This is a genomic window from Ruegeria alba (genome assembly GCF_022321465.1).
In the GTDB taxonomy this organism is placed as follows: Bacteria; Pseudomonadota; Alphaproteobacteria; order Rhodobacterales; family Rhodobacteraceae; genus Ruegeria_B; species Ruegeria_B alba.
On record NZ_JAKOEM010000023.1, the window covers coordinates 41,881 to 66,122 of the forward strand.

Below are 24,242 nucleotides of genomic sequence, written 5' to 3' on the forward strand. Positions count from 1 at the left end.
CTCTTTGCATCTTGGGTCCGCCCGTGTTTAACCAATGCACCCGACACGACAAGACCTTGAAAGGCGGAGAGATGCGCAAAAACGACATTGCGGCCATTTCACCCCGGGATCCTTTGCTGGCGCTGGTGTTGCTGACCCGCCTGCCGCTGCCCGCCCTGCCCGAACCCGCCTTTGCCCGGCAGGCCGCGGCCGTCTGGGCCTTTCCGCTGGCGGGGCTGGTGGTTGGAGGGCTGGCCTGGGTCACCGGCGCGCTGGCACTTGCCGCCGGGCTGGCGCCGGTCGCTGTGGCCGGGCTGATGCTGGTGGTGCTGGTGATGACCACCGGCGCCATGCACGAGGACGGGTTGGCCGATACCGCCGACGGGCTCTGGGGCGGTTTCACGCCAGAGCGGCGGCTGGAGATCATGAAGGACAGCCATATCGGCACTTATGGCGTGCTGGCGCTGATCCTTTCACAGGGGTTGCGACTGGCGGCGCTGGCGGCACTGGTCGCGGGCGGTGCGTTTGGTGCGGCCGTGGCGGCGGCAGTCTGGTCGCGGGCGCTGATGCCGGTGCTGATGCGGGTCCTGCCCAATGCGCGCGGCGCGGGCCTCAGCCAGTCGGTGGGGCGCCCGACCCCGCAGGCGGTGGTGCTTGGCCTTGGGCTGGCGATGGGGCTGGCGCTCTTGCTGGCCGGCTGGACGGTGCTGATCCCGGCACTGCTGGCGGCGCTGGCGGTGACGGGTCTTGCCGTACTTGCCCGGGCCAAGATCGGCGGCCAGACCGGCGATATTCTGGGCGCCGCGCAGCAACTGGCCGAGATCACCTGCCTGCTGGCGCTGTCGGCCGCGCTTTAGACATCGCCGCCCTACCCGGCCCCACCCGTCTCGATATTCAGCAACCCGCCGCAATGCTTGCAATGCACCGCATCCGGATCATGCCGGAACAGGCCGCAATCCGGACAGCGATAGCGCACCTTCTGCGGGGAAAAGATCGCCTGCGCCAGACGCACGAACAGCGCCACGCCCACCACCATGACAAAGACCGAAAACAGCTTGCCCGCCGGGGTCGGCAGGGTGATGTCGCCGAACCCGGTGGTGGTCAGCGTCGCCATGGTGAAATAGAGCGCGTCGATATAGGGGGTCTCGCGGCTGCCCGGCGGGATGAAGAAAACCAGCACCGCCATCGTGGTCAGAAAGATGAAGACCAAGAGATTGACCGCCGCCACAATGGCATCCTCATGGGTGCGGAAGAATTGACTGTCACGCCTGAGGTCGTGCAGCAGATGATAGGAGTGGATCAGCCGCAGCCCGCGCAGGATGCGCAGAAAGGCGAGGCTCTGGGTCAGGAACGGATCCAGCAGCAGCGACAGGATCACGATGATATCGGCAATGGTATAGATGCGGGTTAGAAACTCGCGCCGTTGCCTGGCAATCCACAATCGCGCGCTGAAGTCGCACAGGATGACGAGCCCGATCACCACGCTCAGCGCGGTCAACAGCCGGCCATGCGGCAGATGCGCGGTCGCGATAAAAAAGAGGATGGTCGACAGGTCGAACAGGATCAGCCCATAGCGAAACCGAACCGACCCCGGTTCCCGCCCGACATAGAGTTTGCGGACTGCTGCCTTGACAGTATGCATCTGCCCTCTCTGTCCTGACCGATCTGTTGTCAGACTAGTACCCTACGCCCGGGAATGCCGCGCAAAAAAACGGGCCGCCCCAAGGGGACGGCCCGCAAAATGTCGCATCCGGCGTCAGGCCGCGCGCGAGGTCAGCACATCGTCGACCTGCTTGGCGGCGGCCATCTCATCGGCGCCCGACACGGCAGCAACTTCACGCGTCAGACGCTCAAGCGCCGCCTCGTAGAGCTGACGTTCGGAATAGGACTGCTCGCGCTGATCATCGGTTCGATGCAGGTCACGGACCACCTCGGCGATCGAGATCAGGTCGCCCGAGTTGATCTTTTGCTCGTATTCCTGCGCCCGGCGCGACCACATGGCGCGCTTGACCTTGGCCTTGCCCTTGAGCGTCTTCATCGCCTGGTTGATCACATCCGGAGAGCTGAGCGAACGCAGACCGGATTCGGTGGCCTTGTTGGTCGGCACCCGCAGGGTCATCTTGTCCTTTTCAAAGGAGATCACGAACAGCTCGAGCTTGAACCCGGCGACTTCCTGCTCTTCGATCGAGAGGATCTGTCCGACGCCATGCGCCGGATAGACCACGTAATCGTTTGGGCGGAACTCGAGCTTTTTCGACTTGGTCATTCAGGTCTTTCCTTGGTTGCTGACCGGGGTCGCCGCAACAAAATTAGACGCTCGGGAACGATGGCTCCCGCGAGTCGTTGAATTTCATCACAAATGCTGTTGCCCAAAAGCGAGCCAGCTTTTGGTGCTCATCCCGATCATTGGCATCATGTAGAGAGAATATACCATAAAATTACGCCCCCTTAAAGGGCGAGACGTCACAACGACCCATTCACCCTTTCTGATCAGGGTCTTGAACCGATCCGCCCCGCCAAGGACCCGGGTCCGCGCGCGAATCGTTATATCGTTTCAGCCGCCCTCGCCGGGCGCCTCGGAGAAATACTTCTCCATCTTGCCGGACTCGCCGTCACGCTCTTCAGCGTCGGGCAGCGGGTCCTTCTTGGTCACGATGACCGGCCACATTTCGGAATACTTGCGGTTGAACTCGACCCATTGCTCCATCCCCGGCTCGGTATCGGGGCGGATCGCATCAGCGGGGCATTCGGGTTCGCACACGCCACAGTCGATGCATTCGTCGGGATGGATGACCAGCGTGTTCTCGCCCTCGTAGAAACAGTCCACCGGACATACCTCGACACAGTCGGTGTATTTACAGGCGATGCAGTTTTCGGTGACGACATAGGTCATGAGCTGAATTCCACTAGTTCGTTGCCCGACTAGCTAAATCAGAGTGGCGTGTTCTTCAAGGGAGGATCGCCCTCGGCGGTGTCCGGAAAGGCCGGGCATCCCGCCGCAGGCGGGTGAGGCGCGACAGCGTTCCGGTCAGGCTTCGGCGGGAGGAGCATCGTTCCGCTCCGCGTCCAGATCGGTATACAGCGTTTGCGCCTCGGGCGCCGGGCCACGCCGTGTCCCGAGCGCCTCGACCCGGATCACCCGAACCTGGCGGCCCTGGCCAAAGCTCAGCACATCCCCCGGCCCCACCGCATGCGCCGGTTTCGAGACGCGATTGCCATTGACACGGATACGCCCTGATCCGGCCGCCTCGGCTGCCAGCCCGCGCGTCTTGAAGAAACGCGCGTGCCAGAGCCATTTGTCGATGCGCAGCCGGGTCGGCGCCTCTGTCATGACCGCTCAGTTGCCCTCTTTCAGCCCCATCAGCGCGGCGGCAAAGGGGTTGTCGGGGTCGATCGCCTTTTCCTTCTTCGGCGGGCGCGAGGAATAGGTCTTGGCGCCTTGCTGGCCGGGTTTGCCACCCTTGCCGCCCTGGGGCTTGCCATCGCGGCGGCGTCCGCCCTCTTGCGGCTTGCCACCGCGCGGGCGGTCCTTGGCGCGGCCTTCGCCCTGCCCCGGCTGGCCCCGGCCCTCGCGGCGCGGGCCACGGCCCTGCTGCTGACGGGCGGCACGGGCCCAGGTGAAGGTGAAAAAGACCTCAAGCTCGGGCTCCGCGTCGGCGGCCTCTGCGGGGGTCTCTGCCGGGGCTTCGACCGGCTCCACTGGCACTGCCTCTGCCTCGGCGACCTCGGGTGCCGGGGCGGCCTCGGCTACGGTCCCCTCTGCCGGGGCGGCCGCTCCTTCGGCAGCGGCCTCGACAGGCGCCGGTTTCACCTTGGCACGTTCGCCGCGCTCGGCCTTGTAGCCCAGCCCCTGCATCAGGTCGGCAAACTGCTCCAGCGTCATGCCGGTGATCGACAGCATGTCCGCCGTCGCCTCGAACCCGGCGCGGCTGTCCTTGGCGCGCAGCATGTCGGCCAGACGTTCCAGCATGTCGATGCGGATCGCCCGCTCGCCCGAGATGCGATAGCCGCACATCGTATCGACGCCCGGCTCGGCATCCTTGACCGAAGGCACCGTCACCAGCCCCGGCGGCGGCGCCTCGGGGAATTCCGACAGGCCCCGGGCCAGCGACCACAGCACCAGCCGCAAACGGGTCGGCGCCGGTTTCAGCAAGAGCGGCATGAAGATGGTGAACTGGCCAAAGCGGATGCCATGCTTGCGCAGGGCGCCACGCGCTTCCTGATCCAGATCCTTGACCTCTTGCGCCACATCGGCGCGCGGCAGGATGCCGAAATTCTCGACCATGCGGAAGGCAAAGCCACGCGCCAGCCCGCTCAGCGCCTCGTCGCGTGACAGCGCGAGCAGCGGCTCGAACAGGGCCGCGACCTTGCGGTCGATGAAATGCTGCAGGCGGCGCTGCACCTTCTGTTCGACATCGGGGCCTGCGGCCTCGTCAACAAAGACTTCGACCTGCGGCTTCAGCGGATCGGCGCCGACGGTGAGCTTGCCCACCGCATATTCGCCCCACATCAGACCACCCTGTTCGGTAAAGTCGATCTCGGTATCGGGTGCGTTATAGAACCGGTCGGCGCGCAGATGGAACTGCGGCGCCAGCGCCTGCAACGACGCCGATTTCAGCGCCTTTGCCTCGGCCCCCTGCGCGGACTTGTCCGGCATGAAGCGGAATCCCTCGAGACGGCCGACGAATTCACCTTCGACCGTCACTTCACCCTTGTCGTTCACTTCGGCCAAAAGGGCCTCCTTCTGCTTGAGCCGGCGCAGCAGCACGCTGGTGCGCCGGTCCACAAATCTCTGTGTCAGACGTTCATGGAGGGCGTCCGACACCCTGTCTTCTACAGCGCGGGTTTCGCCGCGCCAATGGCTTTCGTCACGAACCCAGCCGTTCCGCTGCGCGACATATGTCCACGTGCGGATATATGCTAGCCGTTTGGACAGAGTATCTATGTCCCCATGGGTGCGGTCGATGCGACGGATTTGCCGGGCCATGAAATCGTCGGGAATATGCCCGCCCTCGTGCAGGTGACCAAAGATGACCTGCAACAACCCGGCATGTTCCGCATGGCTGATACCGCGGAAATCCGGAATACGGCAGACATCCCAGAGCAGCCGGACCGAAGCGCCATCGCTGGCGCGGGCAATGACCTCGGCCTCGCCCGCCAGCGATTTCAGCGCCATCAGGTCGTCGGCCTCGCGCGCCTTGAGCAGGTGTTCGCCGCTTGGTGCCTCTTCCAGTGCGGAAATCAGCGCATCCACCGAGTTGAAGCGCAACGCGCTGTTGCGCCAGTTCAGTTTCTTGAGCGGGGTGAAGCGGTGCTCCATGATCGCCTGCGCCATGCCCTCGTCAAGCGGCCGCGCCTCGCCGGTCACACCAAAGGTACCGCTGGCCATGCCACGCCCGGCCCGGCCCGCGATCTGGCCCAACTCGTTGGGCGCCAGCGGGCGCATGCGGCGGCCGTCGAACTTGCTGAGCGCGGAAAAGGCCACGTGGTCGATATCCAGGTTCAACCCCATGCCGATGGCATCGGTGGCGACCAGGTAGTCGACCTCACCATTCTGATAGAGATCCACCTGCGCGTTGCGGGTGCGCGGGGACAGCGCCCCCATCACCACCGCAGCACCCCCTTTTTGGCGGCGGATCAACTCGGCGATGGCATAGACATTTTCGACAGAAAACCCGACGATGGCGCTGCGCGGTGGCATCCGGGTGATCTTTTTCGAGCCGGTAAAGACCAGCTGGCTCATCCGCTCGCGGCGGACGAACTGCGCCTCGGGCACCAGCGCCGCGATGGGTCCGCGCATGGTGTCGGAGCCCAGAAACAGCGTTTCGTGCAGCCCGCGCGCCCTGAGCAAGCGGTCAGTAAAGACATGGCCGCGTTCGGGATCGGCGCAGAGCTGGATTTCATCCACGGCAACGCAATCGGCGCCCAGCCCCTCGGGCATCGCCTCGACCGTGCAGACCCAATACTGGGTGCGCGGCGGCACGATTCGCTCTTCGCCGGTGACCAGCGCCACCACCGAGGGGCCGCGCAGCGCCACGATCTTGTCATAGACCTCGCGCGCAAGCAGGCGCAGCGGCAGGCCGATCACCCCCGTGCGATGGCCCAGCATCCGTTCGATCGCGTAATGCGTCTTGCCTGTGTTGGTCGGGCCGAGGACGGCCACGATCCGCGTTGATCCGCTCACCTGTCTGCCCCCTGCCCGGCCCGGTGCGGCGCGTCAGAGCGCCTGGCCCTCGATCCGGGATTTCAGTCGAGTCACGGCACTGGTTACTTCCTCGTGATGCGGATGTATAGCCAGCGCCCGGGTATAGACGGCATAGGCCGTTTCAGGCCGCTCAAGCGCCTCGAAGATCAACCCAAGCCCAAAGATCGCATCATACTGGTTCGGGTTGAGCGCAAGCGCGCGCTCCAGATCGGCCACGGCGGCGCCATAGAGGTCGGCGGCGAAATAGGCCGAAGCGCGGGCATGCCACCCCTCGGCGAAATCGGGCGCATGATCGGTCAAAGCCGTCAGATGTTCGATGGCGGCGGGGATATCCTGCGCCTCGAGCGCGTCGCGTCCACGCTTGAGCAGGAAATCGGCCGAGGCAGAGCCCGATTGTGCCCAAAGCGCCTGCAATTCGCGGTCGATCTGGCGCGCGCGCACGGGATCGGCCCCGACCAGTTCCTCCAGCAGGACGGCTTCGTCATTCGGCTCGACCTCCTGCGCCGACACCCCCCCGGAAATGGCGGATATCAGCCAGAGTGCCGCAACGATATCTTTGAGCTTTACAGGCAATGCGATCATAACAGTCCTTACTTTAGCGCGCTAAACGGCGTTGTCCACGAGGGCTGCGTCACGCCCCAAACAAAGACCGAGGAACACAATGAGCGACACTCTTGAACAGGCCGCCGCCGAGCTGAACGAAAAGCTGTCTGGCGCCGGTTTCGATTCCACCGCCAAATTCGCCATCGCCGATATGGGCGCGATCGTGCTGGATGGGTCGGGCGCCCGGGTCAGCGACGAAGAGGCCGATGTGACCCTGTCGGCGGATGCCGATACCTTTCAGCAGATCCTGTCGGGTGAACTGAATCCCACCGGCGCGTTCATGTCCGGCAAGCTGACCATCGACGGCGACATGGGCGTCGCGATGAAACTGGCCTCGGTGCTGGCCTGATGACCCTGACGCCGGCCCCCTTGTTCGAAGATGTGGCCGGCGGCCCCGCCGGTGGCGCGGCCCATTGGATGCAGACCTCGGACGGTCTGCGCATCCGCGCCGGTCACTGGCGCCCCGAGGGCGAAGCGCGTGGCACCGTGCTGATGTTTCCCGGGCGCACCGAATATATCGAGAAATACGGCGATGCGGCGCGGGCCTTTGTGGCGCGCGGCTTTGCCATGCTGGCGGTGGACTGGCGCGGTCAGGGTCTGGCCGACAGGCTGCTGGAGGACCGCCGCCTGGGGCATGTGGTGAATTTCACCGACTTCCAGCGCGACGTCGCGGCGGCGGTGGAACTGGCCACCACACTCGAACTGCCGAAGCCCTGGTTCATGGTCGGCCATTCCATGGGCGGCGCCATCGGGCTGCGCGCGGTGATGGAGGGGCTGCCGGTCGCAGCCTGCGCCTTTACTGGGCCGATGTGGGGCATTTTCTTCACCCCGATGATGAAGCCGCTGAGCTGGATAACCGCCAATCTGGCCCCGGCCATCGGCATGGGGCACAAGCATCCCGCCACCACCACGTTGGAGCCCTATGTGCAGGCGCAGGACTTCGAGGGCAATGCGCTGACCCGCGACCCGGCGATGTACGAGATGATGCGCGATCAGCTGGCCGCGCACCCGGAACTGGCGCTTGGCGCTCCCACCAATATCTGGCTGCGCGAGGCGCTGGCGGAATGCCGCGCACTGGAGAACCGCCCCTCGCCCGACCTGCCCTGCCTGACCTTCCTGGGCACCCACGAGCAGATCGTCGACCGCAAGGCGGTGCGCGCCCGCATGGCACGCTGGCCGCGTGGCGAACTGGTCGAGATCCCGGACGGTGAACACGAGGTGCTGATGGAGGCGCCAGAAGTGCGCGACCCGGTCTATGACCGGATGGCCGCCCTGTTCTCGGCACCGGACCGGTTGCAACGCAGCACCTGACCGCGCGCTGGCACGCCCGAGAAAATTCGTCGAATTTTCTCGCCGCCTGCCGCAAGCGCACACTCGCGGTCTTGCCGGTTGCGGTGGGCGGCTGCGCTCCTTAAGTGTGGGGCAACCAGCAAAGACGAGGCCCACATGTTTCACCTGCCCTTTCCCCTTCGCGACGCCAATGCCGGTTCCGGTTCCAAGGATCTCGGCAATCTGCCCGAATGGGACCTGAGCGATCTTTATACCGGCGAGGACGCGCCGGAGCTGAAGCGTGACCTCGACTGGCTGGAAACCGAATGCGCGGCATTCGCCGCCGATTACGAGGGCAAGCTGGCCGATCTGGATGCGGGCGCCCTGCTGACCTGCGTGCAGCGCAACGAGAAGATCAGCGCCATCGCGGGCCGCATCATGTCCTTTGCCGGTTTGCGCTATTACCAGCTGACCATCGACGCGGGCCGGGCCAAGTTCATGTCCGACTGCCAGGAAAAGATCACCAATTTCACCACGCCGCTGGTGTTCTTTACCCTGGAACTGAACCGGATCGAGGATGACGCTCTGGCCGCCCGCTTTGCAGAAAACGAAGAATTGGCCCGCTATGCGCCCGTGTTCCGCCGCATCCGTGCAATGAAACCCTATCAGCTGAGCGATGAACTGGAACGCTTCCTGCACGATCTGGGCGTGGTGGGCGACGCCTGGGAGCGGCTGTTCGACGAGACCATCGCCGGACTGACCTTTGACATCGACGGCGAAGAGCTGAACATCGAGGGCACGCTGAACCTGCTGACCGAGCAGGACCGGAGCAAGCGTGAGGCCGCCGCCCACGAACTGGCCCGCGTCTTTGGCGAGAACATCAAGACCTTCGCCCGCGTGCACAACACCGCCGCCAAGGAAAAGGAAGTGATCGACCGCTGGCGCAAGATGCCCAGCGCCCAGACCGGCCGTCACCTCAGCAACGACGTGGAACCCGAAGTGGTCGAGGCCCTGCGCGAGGCGGTAGTTGCCGCCTATCCCAAGCTCAGCCACCGCTATTACGAGTTGAAGCGCAAATGGTTGGGGCTGGACCGGATGCAGGTCTGGGACCGCAACGCGCCGCTGCCGATGGAAGACACCCGCACCATCCCCTGGGCCCAGGCCGAGCGCATGGTGATGGAGGCCTATGACGCCTTTGACCCGCGCATGGGCGCGATCGCCGCGCCCTTCTTCTCCAAGGGCTGGATCGACGCGGGCGTGAAACCCGGCAAGGCGCCGGGCGCCTTTGCCCATCCCACCGTGACCGAAGTGCACCCCTATGTGATGCTCAACTATCTGGGCAAGCCGCGCGATGTGATGACGCTGGCGCATGAGCTGGGTCATGGCGTGCATCAGGTGCTGGCCGCCGGTCAGGGCGAAATGCTGTCCTCGACCCCGCTGACGCTCGCCGAGACCGCAAGCGTGTTCGGCGAGATGCTGACCTTCCGCAAGATGCTGGAAAAGGCCGAGACCCAGGAACAGCGCAAGGTACTGCTGGCCGGCAAGGTCGAGGACATGATCAACACGGTGGTGCGCCAGATCGCGTTTTATGACTTTGAATGCAAGCTGCACGCCGCCCGCCGTCAGGGGGAACTCACGCCCGAGGATATCGGCGAGTTGTGGATGAGTGTGCAGGGCGAAAGCCTTGGGCCTGCATTCGACTTCATGGAAGGCTATGAGAGCTTCTGGGCCTATATCCCGCATTTCGTGCACTCGCCTTTTTACGTCTATGCCTATGCATTCGGCGACGGGCTGGTGAACGCGCTCTACTCGGTCTACGCCGAGGGCGCCGAAGGGTTCGAAGAAAAGTATTTCGACATGCTGAAGGCGGGCGGTTCCAAGCACCACAAAGAGCTTCTGGCGCCCTTTGGCCTGGATGCCAGCGACCCAAAATTCTGGGACAAGGGCCTGAGCATGATCTCGGACATGATCGACGAGCTGGAAGCGATGGAGGGCTGATGCCCAGCCCGCGCCACAGGGAGAAGATGCCTGTGGCGCGGCTCAGAACAGACTGAGCCCCGCAAGACAAAACCCCGCCAAAACCGCGAAAGGTTTTGCCGAGGTTTTTTGCTCCTATCAACAGCTTGATTTTGGGTGGCTTGTCATCTTGTGACAAAAACGACCGTTTTCGCCCCCCAGTCCTCACTTCAACTGGCTGTCCTTTGACCCGCGCCGGTTGATGCCCCCGCGCGCCTTGAAGGCGCCGTCGCGTTCCTGCTGGCAATCCAGGCACAGTTTCACCCCCGGTATCGCCTGTCGGCGCGGTTCGGGGATTTCCTCCTCGCATTCGGCGCAATGGGTCAGGCTTTCGCCCACCGGCGTCTTGCGCGCCTTCAGCCGCGCCAGCTCGTCGGAAATCGACGCCTCGATCTGTTCGCTCACCGCGCCGTCGCGGGCCCAGCCTCCGGCCATGATCGCTCCTCCCTTGGGACCATCATCCTAGCGCGGCCACGTGACGATGCAACTCTGCCCGGCTAGACGCAGGGTCAGTCTTTGCCCTGACATATTAGACGCTTAGGCTGGCGCCAGATCGCATCAGGGAGAGTTGATCATGCGGAAGGTTCTGAAATGGGCGGTGCGACTGCTGGCGCTGGCGGCGATTGCCGGGGCGGTCGTGTTCTTCGGCTTTCTGCCTGCATATGTCGAGGACACGTCCAACAACGTGATCGACCATGCCCCCTATCCGGTGAGCGACCGCGCCGCCGCCCTGCACAGCGACCTGATCGTGGGCGACTGGCATGCCGACCCGCTGCTCTGGAGCCGCGATCTGAGCCAGCGCGGCAGCCGGGGCCAGGTCGATGTTCCTCGCCTGATCGAGGGCAACGTGGCGCTACAAGTGTTTACCGCAGTTACCAAATCGCCCGCCGGGCAGAACTATGACAGCAACTCGGCCGAGGCGTTTGACAACATCACCCTGCTGGCGGTGGGCCAGCTCTGGCCGCTGCGCACCTGGACCAGCCTGCGCGAACGGGCGATCTGGCAGGCGGAAAAACTGCACAAGGTCGAGGCCAAGGCCGGTGGCCGCCTCAAGATCATCAAGACCGCCGCCGATCTGGAAGAAGTGCTCGCCGCCAAGGCGCGCGGCGAGGCGGTTGTGGGCGGCATCCTGGGGATCGAAGGCGCGCATCCGCTCGAGGGTGATCTGGCCAATCTCGACCCGATCTTTGACGCCGGGCACCGGGTCTATGGGCTGCAACATTTCTTCGACAACGAGCTGGGCGGCTCGCTGCATGGCGAGGCCGATACCGGCCTGACCGAATTCGGCCGCGCGGTGGTGGCCGAACTGGCCCGCCGTCCGGTGGTGATCGACCTGGCCCATTCCAGCCAGCAGGTGGCGCGCGACGTGCTGGCGATGACCGACATGCCGCTGGTGGTCAGCCATGGCGGGCTGCACGGCCATTGCCCGGTCAAACGCAACTATCCCGACGAGCTGATGCGCGAGATTGCCGCCACCGGCGGGGTGATCGGCATGGGCTACTGGGCCGAGGTCGCCTGTGACGACATCACCCCCACCGGTATCGCCAAGATGATCGTCAAGGCGATCGAAACGGTGGGCGCCGATCACGTCTCGCTGGGCTCCGATTATGACGGTTCGGTGGAAACCGCCTTTGACACCTCCGAACTGGCCGCACTTACCTCGGCGCTGCTGGATGCGGGCGTGAGCGAAGAACAGATCCGCAAGGTCATGGGGGACAACATGGTCCGCGTCCTGCGCGCCCGGCTGCGGTAATTCCTGACGGGCGCGCGGGCCCGGTCGCCGCAGCGCTTGGCGATCTCGCGCCTTCTTTGAAATGCGCGCAACAAGAAGGGCCCCGCCGGGCCCCTCTCTTCATTCCGCCATAAATACTCACCTGCGGGCCGGTCAGGCCGGGATCAGCATGCCTTTTTCGCGGGCCAGCTCGCGCATGCGCTTTTGCAGCTTTTCAAAGGCGCGCACCTCGATCTGACGGATACGTTCGCGGCTGACATTGTATTGCGCGCTCAGATCCTCCAGCGTCACGGTCTGGTCCATCAGCCGACGCTGGGTCAGCACGTCCTTTTCACGCTCGTTCAGCACATCCAGCGCCGAGGCCAGCAATTCGCGCCGCGCCTCCAGCTCGTCGCGCGCCTCGTAATCGGCGGCCTGGTCGGCGTCTTCGTCCTCCAGCCAGTCCTGCCATTGCATCGTGCCCTCGCCTTCGGATCCGACGGTGGCATTCAGCGAGGCATCGCCACCGGACATGCGCCGGTTCATGCTGATCACGTCATCCTCGCTCACACCCAGGTCATGGGCGATGCGGGCGACGTTCTCGGGGCGCAGATCGCCCTCTTCCAGCGCGCCGATACGGGCCTTGGCCTTGCGCAGGTTGAAGAACAGCTTTTTCTGGGCGCTGGTGGTGCCCAGTTTCACCAGCGACCACGAGCGCAGGATGTATTCCTGGATCGCGGCACGGATCCACCACATAGCATAGGTCGCCAGACGGAACCCCTTTTCGGGGTCGAACCGTTTCACCGCCTGCATCAGGCCTACGTTCGCCTCGGAGATCACCTCGGCCTGGGGCAGGCCATAGCCGCGATAGCCCATGGCGATCTTGGCGGCCAGACGCAGATGGCTGGTGACCATCTTGTGCGCGGACTCGGCATCCTGTTCCTCGACCCAGCGCTTGGCCAGCATGTATTCCTCTTCCGGTTCCAGCAGCGGGAACTTGCGGATTTCCTGCATATAGCGGTTCAGGCCGCCTTCGGGCGTGGGGGCCGGCAGGGTGGTGTAATTCGCCATGATCAATGTCCCTCCCAAATGTTTAAGGACTTAACATAGGATATGGGTCGCCTATTTTGCCCATTCAAGGGTCAAGGGCTACGATACCGAAATTAAGCTTCGATTAAGAAAATGTGAGACCTCGCCCATCACCTTGCCGTGCGAAGTGTTTCAGGCCCGGCGCAGCACGTCGATCAGCTTTTCAAGATCCTCCGGCAAAGGCGCGGAAAAGCTCAATGTTTCACCGCTTATCGGATGTTCGAACCCCAAGACAGCCGCATGTAGCGCCTGGCGCGGAAAGGCGCCGATGGCCTCGACCGCTTCGGGTGACAGCGCGCGTGGGGACAGTTTGCGCCGCCCGCCATAGACCGGATCGCCCAGCAGCCCGTGTCCGGCATGGGCCATATGGACCCGAATCTGATGGGTCCGCCCGGTTTCCAGCCAGCAGTCGATCAGCGACACGGCAGCGGGCTGCCCAAAGCTCTCGACCACACGCGCCCGCGTCACAGCGTGCCGCCCCCCATGGAACACCACCGCCTGCCTCTGGCGGTCGGTCGGGTGGCGGGTCAGCTGCGTGGTCAGGCGCAGGATGTTGCCCGGTTCGAAGCTGGCGCCCTTGACGCCGCGCAGGCGCGGATCGCTGCCATCGGGCACCCCGTAGCACAGCGCGGTGTAATGCCGCTCGGCGCTGTGGGCGGCAAACTGCGCGGCCAGACCGTGATGGGCGGCATCGCTCTTGGCCACTACCAGAAGACCGCTCGTGTCCTTGTCGATCCGGTGCACGATACCGGGCCGCTTGACCCCACCCACCCCCGACAGGTTGTCACCGCAATGGGCCAGCAACGCATTGACCAGCGTGCCCGAGGGCGTGCCCGGCGCCGGGTGCACCACCATGCCGGCGGGCTTGTCGATCACGATCAGGTCGTCATCCTCGTAGACGACCACCAGCGGGATCGCCTCGGGCGCGATATGGCTTTCCTCGGCTTCGGTCAGGGTGATCGCCACCTGCGCGCCCTCGGCGACGCGCGCCTTGGGGTCGGTGACCACCTGCCCGTCGATACGGACCGCACCCTCGGCGATCAGACGCGCCAACCGGGTGCGCGACAGCGCCGCCTCCTCTGGCACATCCCGCGAAAGCGCCTTATCAAGGCGGGGCGGCGGTGCCGCCGAGATGACAAATTCCAGCCTGGCCTTATCCATGACCGCCCCTTCCGATCCCGAGATACCGCAGGAAACCCCGCAACTGAAACTGCTGCGGCGCATGGTCATGGCATTGACCGCGGTGATGATTGGCGGGGTTCTAGTGACATTCGCGTTGATTGTCATCCGTCTGAGCGACCGAACCCCCACCCTGCCCGATCAGGTCGAGCTTCCCGACGGCGCCCGCGCCGTGGCGGTCACCATCGGCAGCAACTGGTTCGCCGTGGTCACCGAGGACGAGCGCATCCTGATCTTTGACAAGACCACCGGCAAGCTGCGCCAGACGGTCACGACGAACTGACGCTAGGTCACCTGAAATACCTATACTTTTGTATAAAAGCCTATACCCCTGCACGCCGACACGTGCCGCGGCCTGTGCTAGTGTAAAGCTCAGGTGACAACCACCACTCACTCACGGACGGGTTCGAAGCGGAGGGGGTATCTCTTCGAACCCGCCCGACACAAAGGCCAGGTCAAAACCGGCGCAGACCGGTGAGATGGCGCGATCGAGACGGCGCAAGACCGTACAACGCGACAATGCCGGGCGGCACCCTCCACAGGGCGGGTGCCGCTGGCATGGCCCGCTCGACCAGCAGAAAGACCGCCACCAGCACCATTGCCGCGCCATGTCCGCCCTGCACCGCAAGGGGCACCAGCATCCATGGCCAGCACGCGCCCAGGCAGGCGCCGCCATGAGCCAGCCCGTAATCCAGCGCGGCGCGGGCCGCACGGATTCGCCCCGCGGGCAGCCAACGCATCCGGTGACAGCGGTTGCGTGCCGCCTGCGCTGTGGGTGAAGCGCTCCAGATCAGCGCCGCGCCCAGCAAGAGTGGCAAGGCCGCCGGGCCGCTGGCCAGTAGCAGCGCCAGCGGCAACAGCACCAGCCCCGCCAAGCTCCAGACCGCCAGATAGCCCAACGCAAAAGGCGCAACCGCAGCCCAGCGCCCGGCATGTGCGGTGGTCTGCCACAGATGCGCCAGCGGCGCCGAGACCAGCGGCGGCATCATCGCCAGCACCATCAGAACCCACCCCCCGGCCAACAGCCCCGGCGCGGGCAGCAGCAACGCCCGCGCCGCGGGATCGGCGAGTTGGGCCAGCGACAGCCGACCACACAGCTCGACCAGCCCATGCCCGGCGGGCAGCAAGAGCGACATGCCCAGCGCCGTTGCGGCCAGAGCCAGCAGCCAGGGCATCGGCCCCAACCGCAGATGCGCCGCGACAGCACGCAATGGCACGGGAATCATCCCATTTCCTGCCTGTAAAGGCTGACCCGCTCGACCGTGATCTCTGTTTCGGGTGCTCCGGGCTGACTCAACTCGACCGACAGCCGCTCCAGCGCGCCGGGGGCCGCCATCTGTATCTCGCGCGCCAGGTCAGTGATGTCGATGGCCAACGACAGGCCGTTGCCCGCATGCACGCCCTCGGTGGAACTGGCCTTGCCCAGCCCGAACAGCGCCACGGTATCGGCCAGCCGCAGCCCGCCCCCCTCGCCCGGCAATCGCAGATGCACTTGCAGCACACCGGCCGCTGCCGCTCCGCGCACGCCTTCGAGGTTCAGGTAGAGCCGCGGTTCCGGGCCCAGGCCCGGAACCGCGGCAAACTCGGTCGCGGCGCTGGCGGGGATCGCGATCTCGGTTGTGGCGGGTGTTGCCGCCACACGAAGCGGCGCAGTGTTCGAGCCAAGCAGCGCCGAGCCGCCCGCCCCTCCGGACGTGATCATCGCTCCCTCCGTCACCGGGCCACCGGCCACCGCCTGAGCAATACCGGTGCCATCATGCAGACTATCATAAACGGGGGCCAGCGGGCCACCGGGCAGGGTCTGGCCGGGCAGGAACACATCGCCGCCGCCTGCCGGGTTCGGCATCAGGAACTGGCGTGGAAACGGCCCGTTCGACCAGGCCCCGCTTGCCTCTTGCTGGTTGGCCGGGTCGCTCATCCACGCCGCCCAGAACCGGTCGATATTGCAGTGATGCATCCAGAAGATCGGGTCGAGCGCGGCATAATCCGGGTCGCTCATCCAGCCCGCCACCGGTTGCACCCCGCCCACCATCACGTGGACACGGTTATGCGGATCGCCCTCGACCGCGCCGGTAAGGCTGCCCTGTTGGGCAAAACCGCTGATCGCGCCGCCATAACCCTCGGTCCCCGGAGCGGCGGTAAAGGGCAGGCTGCGGGTTTGCGCCGACAGGCTGATATCGCCCGGGAACCAGGGCTGCGGCCCCAGCACCTGCATGCCATTGCGGCGCACCTGCGACAGCGGGTTGGCGCTGCCATCTGGCAGGGTCGGGTCAAGAAATTCCTGCGGAAGCGCCCGGCCGTTCGAATTGCTGTCCGAAAGATAGTTCCAATAGGGCAGCGCCCAATCCTGCGGGCCGCCTGGCTGAGCCGATATCCAGGCATCCAGAATGGCCTCGAACGCGGCCAGATAGCCCCGATGCCAGGGCAGAAAGAACCAGCCCGCATGCTGGCACTGGTTGAAGATCAGATCCTGCTCGCCCTGCGGCGGCAGCGAGCCGGCCGAAGGCACGATGCCCTGCTGCACCCAGCCGGGAATGTCGATGCCATGAATGGCGGCCAGATACCACCAGCTGGTGCGGTCGGCGGGTGCCCGCCCCTGCAATGCGCGCACCGCGCGGGCGTACCAGAGCATTTCGTCGGACCAGGGTCCGTTCAGTTTGGCGATGTCCTTGCGCGTTCCGGCCATATCTGTGCCTCCATCTGCTGAAAAGTGAGTATTCAAAGTGCGACGCTCCGGCGGGATTGAGCCGGGGGCGATATCAATGTCGAAATGCTACCACAGGTTGCCGAGATTCTCACCTGTTGCGTTTCGCCCGGTTGCGACCGCACCGATCCCGATTTTGTCACTGGTCTTGGCGCGCAACCGCCCCTAGCGTGCCGGTATGACTCACCCGGTTCACGACAGCGCCTATTCCTGGTTTCGCCTGCTGATCACCCTGGCCATCGCCACGGTGGCCAATGTGGGCATGTGGGCGGTGATCGTGGTGATGCCCGCGGTCGAGACCGAGTTCGGTGCCGGGCGGGCCGAGGCCTCGATGCCCTATACGCTGACGATGATCGGCTTTGCGCTGGGCAATCTGTGGCTGGGCCGGCTGGTGGACCGGCTGGGCGTGACCTGGGCGCTGATCGGGGCGGCGCTCTTGAGCGCGCTCAGCTATCTGCTGGCCACGCTGGCGCCCACGATCCTGTGGCTCTCGGCGGCGCATCTGTTGCTGGGGCTGGGCACGGCGGTGGGCTTCGGGCCGCTGATCGCCGATATCTCGCACTGGTTCCTGCGCCGGCGCGGCATTGCCGTGGCGCTGGTGGCCAGCGGCAACTATCTGTCCGGCGCGGTCTGGCCCACCTTGTTGGCCGATGTGCTGGCCGAACGGGGCTGGCAGGCGGTCTATCTGACGCTTGCCGTGGTGACGCTGGTCGCGGTGATCCCGCTGTCGCTGGTCCTGCGCCGCCGCCTTCCCGAAGAGGCGCATGGCACCGCCGCCGCCACCGCCCAGCTGAACGCGCGCAGCGCCGGGCTGAGCCCGCGCGCGCTGCAATACCTGCTGGGCATTGCCGGCATCGGCTGTTGTGTGGCGATGTCGATGCCCCAGGTCCATATCGTCGCCTATTGCGTCGGGCTGGGATACGGCCCGGCGGTGGGGGCCGAGATGCTGTCGCTGATGCTCTTGGGTGGTGTGGTCAGCCGGGTGATTTCGGGCTTGGTCGCCGACCGGCTGGGCGGGGTGATGACGCTGCTGGCGGGCTCGGTCCTGCAATGCGCGGCATTGTTCCTGTTCCTGCCCTATGACGGGCTGGTGCCGCTCTACGTGGTCAGCACCCTGTTCGGACTGGCCCAGGGGGGCATCGTACCCAGCTATGCGCTGGTGGTGCGCGAATATCTGCCCCCGCGCGAGGCGGGCGCACGCGTGGGTTTCGTGATGATGATGACCATCCTCGGCATGGCCCTGGGCGGCTGGATGTCGGGCTGGATCTACGACGTCACCAGCAGTTACACGCTGGCTTTCGTCAACGGCATCATCTGGAACGGGCTGAACATCGCGATCATCCTGTGGCTCATGCTCCGCTCGCGGCCCCGTGGTCAGGCGGTTCCGGCCTGAAACCGGAACAGAAGGGGCATTTGCACTCGTATCCGACGGCGAATCGTCGGTAAATCGACGGACCAAGGTCCCCTGCCCGGATATCACCCGATCCCATGCGTACAGTCATTTCCTTTGCCGCCCTGTTTCTCTCGGTCATCCTTTTGCAGCTGTCGACCGGTGGCGTTGGCCCGCTGGATGCGATTTCGGGCATCACGCTAGAGTTTTCCAAGGCCCAGATCGGTATGCTGGGCTCGGCGCATTTCTTTGGCTTCTTCATCGGCTGCTGGTGGGCGCCCCGCCTGATGGGGTCGGTCGGGCATTCGCGCGCCTTTGCCGCCTGCACCGCGCTGGGGGCGATGGGCCTGATCGGCCATACCCTGACCGAGGATCCCTATGCCTGGGCGGTGATGCGGATCGCGTCAGGTATCTGTGTCGCGGGCTGCTATACGGTGATCGAGGCCTGGCTGAACGCCAAGCTGACCAACGAGATCCGGGGCCGCGCCATGGGCACCTACCGGATCGCGGATTCCGGCGCCTCGCTCTGTGCGCAGCTGATCATCGCGGTGCTGCCACCAGCCCATTATGTCTCATACAACCTGCTGGCGGTGCTGTGTTGCGCCGCGCTGTTGCCGCTGACCCTGACCAAGGCCAGCCAGCCCGAGACCCCCGATGCCCCGCGCCTGCGCCCTGGCCTGGCCTGGTTCTGTTCGCCGCTGGCGGTGGCCGGGGTGATCGTTTCGGCGGTCAGCTCTGCCTCGTTCCGCATGGTTGGGCCGCTTTATGGGCAAGAAGTGGGTCTGGCGGTCAACCAGATCGCGTTTTTCCTGGCCGCCTTCGTGCTGGGCGGGGTTGCGGCGCAATATCCAGTCGGCTGGCTGGCCGACAAATACGACCGCCGCTGGGTGCTGATCTGGATCTCTGTCGCAGCGATGGGGTCCTGTGCCGTGATTGCGGCGGCGGGCGGTACCGGCACCTTGGGCGTTATGCTGGCGGCCGGGCTGTTCGGCTTTACCTCGTTCCCGATCTTCTCGATCTCGGCGGCGCATGCCAATGACTTTGCCACCTCGGAACAGCGGGTCGAGCTGTCGGCGGCGCTGATGTTCTGGTACGCGCTGGGGGCCATCGCGGCACCCTATCTGGCATCGACCCTGATCGAAGGCTTTGGCCCGCCCGCCCTGTTCGCCCTGATCGCGGTCGCGCATCTGTTCCTGATCGGCTTTGGCCTGACCCGGATGCGGGCCCGCCCCACGCCCGAGGCACGCACCAACTATGTCTTCGCGCCGCGCACCTCGTTCACGATCGGTCGGCTCCAGAAACGTTCGCGTGAAGAGCGCGAGGAACGGTAAGGGCGAAAAGGGGGATTTCTCCCCCTGCGCGGCTGGGTTAAAGGAACCGCAGACGATTTTCGCGGAAGTGGGACAATGGCACGTATTCTGATCACCTCGGCGATCCCTTATATCAACGGGATCAAGCACCTCGGCAATCTGGTGGGCTCGCAGCTGCCCGCCGATCTCTATGCGCGCTATCAGCGTGGCCGGGGCAACGAGGTGATGTTCCTCTGCGCAACCGACGAGCACGGCACCCCCGCCGAACTGGCCGCCGCCAAGGCGGGCAAGCCGGTGGCCGAATATTGCGCCGAGATGCACGAGGTGCAGGCCGATATCGCCCGACGCTTTGGCCTGAGCTTCGATCATTTCGGGCGCTCGTCCAGCCCGCAGAACCACAAGCTGACCCAGCATTTCGCTGGCAAGCTGGCCGAGAATGACCTGATCCGCGAAGTGAGCGAGCGGCAGGTCTATTCCAATGCCGATGGCCGGTTCCTGCCCGACCGCTATATCGAGGGCACCTGCCCCAATTGCGGTTACGACAAGGCGCGCGGCGACCAGTGCGAGAACTGCACCAAGCAGCTGGACCCGACCGACCTGATCGAGCCGCGCTCGGCCATCTCCGGTTCCACCGATCTGGAGGTGCGCGAGACCAAGCACCTCTATCTGCGCCAGTCGGCGCTCAAGGATCAGCTCGACGCCTGGATCGACTCGAAAACCGACTGGCCGGTGCTGACCACCTCGATCGCCAAGAAATGGCTGCATGACGGTGACGGCTTGCAGGATCGCGGCATCACCCGCGATCTGGACTGGGGCATCCCGGTCAAGAAGGGCGAGCAGGACTGGCCGGGGATGGAGGGCAAGGTCTTCTATGTCTGGTTCGACGCGCCGATCGAATACATCGCCTGCGCCGGCGAATGGGCCGAGGCGCATGGCAAGAGCGACGCGGAATGGGAACGCTGGTGGCGCACCGACAAGGGCGCGGATGACGTGCGCTATGTGCAGTTCATGGGCAAGGACAACGTGCCCTTCCACACGCTGAGCTTTCCGGCCACCCTGATCGGCTCGGGCGAGCCGTGGAAGATGGTCGACCACCTGAAATCTTTCAACTACCTGAATTACGACGGCGGCCAGTTCTCGACCTCGCAGGGCCGTGGCGTGTTCATGGATCAGGCGCTGGAGATCCTGCCGGCGGACTATTGGCGCTGGTGGCTCCTGTCCCATGCGCCGGAAAACAGCGACAGCGAATTTACCTGGGAGAACTTCCAGGCCAGCGTGAACAAGGATCTGGCCGATGTGCTGGGCAATTTCGTGAGCCGCATCACCAAGTTCTGCCGCTCGAAATTCGGCGAGGAGGTGCCCGAGGGTGGCGCATACGGCCCGCAGGAAGAGGCGCTGATCGCGGAACTGACGACGCGGGTGCGCGCCTATGAGGGGCATATGGAGGCGATGGAGGTCCGCAAGTCGGCGCAGGAGCTGCGCGCGATCTGGGCCGCAGGTAACGAATACCTGCAAAGTGCGGCGCCCTGGACCCTGTTCAAGACCGATCCGGTGCAGGCGGCCGCACAAGTGCGGCTGGGTCTCAACCTGATCCGCCTCTATGCGGTGCTCAGCGCGCCCTTTATTCCCGCCGCCTCGGCGCGGATGCTTGAGGCGATGCAGACTGGCGATGACAGCTGGCCCGAGGATATCGCAGCCGCGCTGAACGCGCTGGCGCCTGGTCACGCTTTCACTGTGCCCGAAGTGCTGTTCGCCAAGATCAGCGATGAGGATCGCGAGGGTTGGCAACAGCGTTTCTCAGGGGTGCGGAGCTAAACCGCGCACGCTGCTCATTAGTCACGATCCGCCCGGAAACGGGCGGATCGGCACTTGAGGCCATGGGCGGCAATTCCGGCTCAGGCAGTGGCTGCCGCTCCCGCAAGCTCGTGATCGAGGCCGAGAGTGTCGAATAGTCCGATATCGGCAAGCCCGGCAAAAACATCGGGGCCGGATGGTGTCGTCGCAGACGTTTGATTGTCAGCGCCGTTCACGGTGCCTCCAACCTCTGAGTTTTGCCCTGGCAACTCCAAAGCAGCCAGCAGATCGTCATTCCCGTCTTCGATCAAGCCGGCCAGCACACTTGGCTCCAACTCAGAGGTTTCTTCCACCTTTCCAAATCCCTGCGGAGAGCCCCCATCAAACACAGGCACGGTGTCATCTGACGGCAACAGGCCGGGTTCCGACACAGCGGACATGTCGACATAGGCTGCAACCGCAGACCCCGAGCTAGCCCCGGCTTCAGGCTCAGCTTGAATAACTCCACCGGCAAACAGCTCTATACGATCACTGGTGGTTTCAACGACCCCGTCCAGATCGAAAATAGCAGTTGCTGTGAAGACATTGATCTCTCCCAACATATCGTCGATCCCGGGAACGTCCTCCAAGGTAACCGTATAGTTCAAACCGTTGCTGGAGACGGCATCGCTGTCTTCATCTGCGATCTCTCCCAGATCCGTTCCGTCAACATAAAGCTCGAGCGAAAAATCGACCAACTGGGCATTAAACAGCGGCGTTTCCGAAAACGCGGTCGCAAGAGCCGATGGGCTGGTGACCGTCGTCGCGCTTCCATCTGAATCGACCTGATTGAGATTCCCCAAATCGACCTGCGGACCGATTGCAAAGGCTTCGATATCAACGGAAACGCTGGCATTCAGTTCCGAAAGCGCCTCTTGCCACTCTTGGTTCGTCGGCACCGGGTTCCCGTCAGTTATGAAATACAGAATGTTGACGCCGTCGCTCTGCGCGACAAAGAAAGCTTTCGACGCGTCAAATGCCGCTTCCCAGTTGGTATTGCCTGCCTGGAAAGGTAGTCCGTCCAATGCGGTGATCAGCGAAGAGTATTGATCAACCAAATCGTAGGTTGCCGACTGCTGAACGCCGCTGCTGTATGATATCAGACTGACATTCACATCCGTAATCGAGTTGTCGAACTGCGACTTCAACTCACTCAGCGCCCCTTCGACGGCCTCCTTCATATCGTTCCAGCCACTCAGGGTAATACTGCCGGAACTATCCATCGCAATGACGAGATTGATGGAATTCGACGAGACAGGAATGACGTTCACAAAAAACGATCCAGGCGGTTCCCCGGGCGTCTCGGGGTTGAATGTGATCGAAACCGGAAGTCCGGTTGGCAGCGTCGATACGTCCTGCTCCACCAGAACGGTAACGGTCGAACTGTCCGTACCGCCATTTCCATCGCTAACAGTATAAGTGAAGCTGTCAACGCCATAGTCAAAATTTGCGTTTGGCGTATAGGTTACCGTTCCCCCGCTAAACGACACGGTACCGTTCGATGCACCGCCGACCGATGTGACCGTCAGCGTATCGCCTTCCTCGTCCTCGTCATTTGCAACGACGTTGATCGTGACCGCTTCGCCCTGGTCGGTTATGCCAAAGTCGGACTTGGCCACCGGATCATCGTTCGCCTCCGCCAAATTCAGTATGACAGTGGCTGTATCCGTCGCACCGACCCCATCGACAACAGTATAGGTAAAGCTGTCCTGCCCGCTAAAGTTCTGGCTGGGCGTATATGTAAAGCTTCCGTTTGAAGCGACCGTAACTGTACCATTCCCTGGCTGTGTGTACGAACTCACCACCAGCGGCGCCGGATTGATGTCGCCGTCGTCCGTGTCGTTGGTCAGCACCGAGCCGGTGATCGGCTGATCTTCGGTCCCGTTGAAAGTGTCGTCATTCGCAACAGGCGGATCGTTCACCGCCTCGACCGTGACGGTTATCGTACCGGTGTCGCTGCCGCCGTTGCCGTCACTCACAGTGTAGGAGATGCTCTCGACACCATTGAAATCAGCGCTCGGCTGATACGTGATGAAATCATCTGTAGTGTCGCCAGGCGTGCCGTTATGCATGACAACGACCGTCCCGCTGCCCGCGGTGCTGACGGAGACAATCTCCAGATCGTCACCGTCCACATCAGACACATTGCTGAAGACATTGATCGCGTTTGCCCCGGAATCCTCGGTCACAGTGGTCGCGAAATTCGTCGCAACGGGTGCGTCGTTCACACCCGTCACCGTCACCGTCACATTGTTCACTGCCGTCGCATTGTGCGAATCCGTTGCCGTGACCTGAATGCTGACCTGCTGCGTCTCCCCAACAGCAAGATCTTGGAAATCGTCGCCTGGGTCGAACGTCAGCATCGTGCCATTGACCGTGGCGCTTCCCTCCGAAGGTTGCCCCGTCACCGCATAGGTCAAGCTGTTTGCGTCATCGTCGCTATCGACATCGTCCCCAAGGGTGGCAAGATTCAGACTAACGGCGCCCCCGCCCTCTGTGGCCAGCAGAGTACCCGCCGCCAGTGTCGGATCATCGTTGACGCCGGTGATAGTCCATATCAGCGTGCCTTCGTTTGACTGCGCACCGTGACTGTCTGTTGCGACCACCGTAGCTGTAGCCTGCGTAGACTCTCCCACAGCCAAATGATCGAAATTACCGGCAATATTGAGCTGCAATCCACCTGTCGTGACCTCGAATGCCGTCGTCGAGAAATTGCTGTACTGGTACGTGAGCGTGCTTGGATCGTCGTCATCGTCGACATCATTGGCGCGATTGTTCAATTGGAAAAAGTCCGGGGCAACTATGCCCGCAAAACCGTCATCCTCAGAATTTGTCTGCACATTGATGGTCGAAGCAACAACCGGCGCGTCATTCACGCCCGTCACCGTCACCGTCACCGTTGCCGTGTCGGCACCGCCATTGCCGTCGCTCACCGTGTAGGTGAACGTGTCGGT

General features: G+C 63.9%; 21 protein-coding genes. 9 read left to right on the forward strand and 12 right to left on the reverse strand.

Annotated elements, in window-relative coordinates; genetic code table 11:
* Positions 1 to 71: 71 nt before the first annotated feature.
* Positions 72 to 836: an adenosylcobinamide-GDP ribazoletransferase gene (cobS, locus tag MB818_RS18850; RefSeq protein WP_238906042.1), complete on the forward strand. Its 765-nt coding sequence runs from the start codon at positions 72 to 74 to the stop codon at positions 834 to 836.
* A gap of 11 nt (positions 837 to 847) precedes the next feature.
* Here the strand turns inward: cobS and MB818_RS18855 are convergent, their stop codons facing one another.
* The 6 genes from MB818_RS18855 to MB818_RS18880 all read right to left on the reverse strand — a co-directional run bounded on the left by MB818_RS18855 (position 848) and on the right by MB818_RS18880 (position 6,766).
* Positions 848 to 1,621 (reverse strand): ion channel, encoded by a 774-nt coding sequence (locus MB818_RS18855; RefSeq protein ID WP_234137895.1) that lies wholly within the window; start codon positions 1,619 to 1,621, stop codon positions 848 to 850.
* Between the two features lie 114 nt (positions 1,622 to 1,735).
* Positions 1,736 to 2,245 (reverse strand): CarD family transcriptional regulator, encoded by a 510-nt coding sequence (locus tag MB818_RS18860; protein WP_234137894.1) that lies wholly within the window; start codon positions 2,243 to 2,245, stop codon positions 1,736 to 1,738.
* Positions 2,246 to 2,533: 288 nt separating this feature from the next.
* Positions 2,534 to 2,872, reverse strand: coding sequence for a ferredoxin FdxA (fdxA, locus tag MB818_RS18865; protein WP_234137893.1), 339 nt, complete (start codon positions 2,870 to 2,872; stop codon positions 2,534 to 2,536).
* A gap of 135 nt (positions 2,873 to 3,007) precedes the next feature.
* Positions 3,008 to 3,310 carry an RNA-binding S4 domain-containing protein gene (locus MB818_RS18870; RefSeq protein WP_439653301.1) on the reverse strand — a complete coding sequence of 101 codons (303 nt, stop codon included), beginning with the start codon at positions 3,308 to 3,310 and terminating at the stop codon, positions 3,008 to 3,010.
* Positions 3,311 to 3,316: 6 nt separating this feature from the next.
* Positions 3,317 to 6,163 carry a helicase-related protein gene (locus MB818_RS18875; protein WP_238906043.1) on the reverse strand — a complete coding sequence of 949 codons (2,847 nt, stop codon included), beginning with the start codon at positions 6,161 to 6,163 and terminating at the stop codon, positions 3,317 to 3,319.
* Positions 6,164 to 6,196: 33 nt separating this feature from the next.
* Complete coding sequence (locus MB818_RS18880) at positions 6,197 to 6,766, reverse strand: tetratricopeptide repeat protein (RefSeq protein ID WP_234137891.1); 570 nt, start codon at positions 6,764 to 6,766, stop codon at positions 6,197 to 6,199.
* A gap of 79 nt (positions 6,767 to 6,845) precedes the next feature.
* On the opposite strand from MB818_RS18880, the gene MB818_RS18885 reads away from it, so the two are divergent.
* From MB818_RS18885 to MB818_RS18895, 3 genes are all read left to right on the forward strand, one after another.
* Positions 6,846 to 7,136, forward strand: a complete 291-nt coding sequence (locus MB818_RS18885; protein ID WP_234137890.1) for an SCP2 sterol-binding domain-containing protein — start codon at positions 6,846 to 6,848, stop codon at positions 7,134 to 7,136.
* Positions 7,136 to 8,098, forward strand: a complete 963-nt coding sequence (locus MB818_RS18890) for an alpha/beta hydrolase (RefSeq protein WP_238906045.1) — start codon at positions 7,136 to 7,138, stop codon at positions 8,096 to 8,098. Before MB818_RS18885 ends, MB818_RS18890 begins: the two co-directional genes overlap by 1 nt.
* Positions 8,099 to 8,233: 135 nt before the next feature.
* Positions 8,234 to 10,054 (forward strand): M3 family oligoendopeptidase, encoded by a 1,821-nt coding sequence (locus MB818_RS18895; RefSeq protein ID WP_238906046.1) that lies wholly within the window; start codon positions 8,234 to 8,236, stop codon positions 10,052 to 10,054.
* A 183-nt stretch (positions 10,055 to 10,237) separates the two neighbouring features.
* On the opposite strand, the gene MB818_RS18900 is transcribed toward MB818_RS18895, so the two are convergent.
* Positions 10,238 to 10,507, reverse strand: coding sequence for a DksA/TraR family C4-type zinc finger protein (locus MB818_RS18900; RefSeq protein WP_234137887.1), 270 nt, complete (start codon positions 10,505 to 10,507; stop codon positions 10,238 to 10,240).
* 139 nt (positions 10,508 to 10,646) lie between these two features.
* Between MB818_RS18900 and MB818_RS18905 the strand changes: the two genes are divergently transcribed.
* A complete protein-coding gene (locus MB818_RS18905) occupies positions 10,647 to 11,825 on the forward strand; it encodes a dipeptidase (RefSeq protein WP_238906047.1) in 1,179 nt (392 codons plus the stop codon).
* A 132-nt stretch (positions 11,826 to 11,957) separates the two neighbouring features.
* Here the strand turns inward: MB818_RS18905 and rpoH are convergent, their stop codons facing one another.
* Positions 11,958 to 12,854, reverse strand: a complete 897-nt coding sequence (gene rpoH / locus MB818_RS18910; RefSeq protein ID WP_234137885.1) for an RNA polymerase sigma factor RpoH — start codon at positions 12,852 to 12,854, stop codon at positions 11,958 to 11,960.
* Between the two features lie 150 nt (positions 12,855 to 13,004).
* Positions 13,005 to 14,033 (reverse strand): RluA family pseudouridine synthase, encoded by a 1,029-nt coding sequence (locus tag MB818_RS18915; protein WP_234144893.1) that lies wholly within the window; start codon positions 14,031 to 14,033, stop codon positions 13,005 to 13,007.
* On the opposite strand from MB818_RS18915, the gene MB818_RS18920 reads away from it, so the two are divergent.
* Complete coding sequence (locus MB818_RS18920; RefSeq protein ID WP_234137883.1) at positions 14,032 to 14,334, forward strand: DUF6476 family protein; 303 nt, start codon at positions 14,032 to 14,034, stop codon at positions 14,332 to 14,334. The two genes, MB818_RS18915 and MB818_RS18920, sit on opposite strands and share 2 nt — an antisense overlap.
* A gap of 172 nt (positions 14,335 to 14,506) precedes the next feature.
* Here MB818_RS18920 and MB818_RS18925 read toward each other — a convergent pair whose 3' ends face one another.
* Both MB818_RS18925 and MB818_RS18930 read right to left on the reverse strand, forming a co-directional pair.
* Positions 14,507 to 15,268: a copper chaperone gene (locus MB818_RS18925; protein WP_234137882.1), complete on the reverse strand. Its 762-nt coding sequence runs from the start codon at positions 15,266 to 15,268 to the stop codon at positions 14,507 to 14,509.
* 5 nt (positions 15,269 to 15,273) lie between these two features.
* Entirely contained in the window at positions 15,274 to 16,737 is a 1,464-nt protein-coding gene (locus MB818_RS18930) for a tyrosinase family protein (RefSeq protein ID WP_234162952.1), read from the reverse strand.
* Positions 16,738 to 16,933: 196 nt separating this feature from the next.
* Between MB818_RS18930 and MB818_RS18935 the strand changes: the two genes are divergently transcribed.
* The 3 genes from MB818_RS18935 (at position 16,934) to metG (ending at position 21,270) form a co-directional block, all read left to right on the forward strand.
* Positions 16,934 to 18,148 (forward strand): MFS transporter, encoded by a 1,215-nt coding sequence (locus tag MB818_RS18935; protein ID WP_234162953.1) that lies wholly within the window; start codon positions 16,934 to 16,936, stop codon positions 18,146 to 18,148.
* 95 nt (positions 18,149 to 18,243) lie between these two features.
* Complete coding sequence (locus MB818_RS18940; protein ID WP_234144889.1) at positions 18,244 to 19,476, forward strand: MFS transporter; 1,233 nt, start codon at positions 18,244 to 18,246, stop codon at positions 19,474 to 19,476.
* A gap of 75 nt (positions 19,477 to 19,551) precedes the next feature.
* The gene (metG, locus tag MB818_RS18945) at positions 19,552 to 21,270 is read left to right on the forward strand and encodes a methionine--tRNA ligase (RefSeq protein ID WP_234166886.1); all 1,719 of its coding nucleotides are present in this window, start codon (positions 19,552 to 19,554) and stop codon (positions 21,268 to 21,270) included.
* Between the two features lie 80 nt (positions 21,271 to 21,350).
* On the opposite strand, the gene MB818_RS18950 is transcribed toward metG, so the two are convergent.
* The coding region (locus MB818_RS18950; RefSeq protein ID WP_238906048.1) for an Ig-like domain-containing protein at positions 21,351 to 24,242 on the reverse strand (2,892 nt) is incomplete at its 5' end.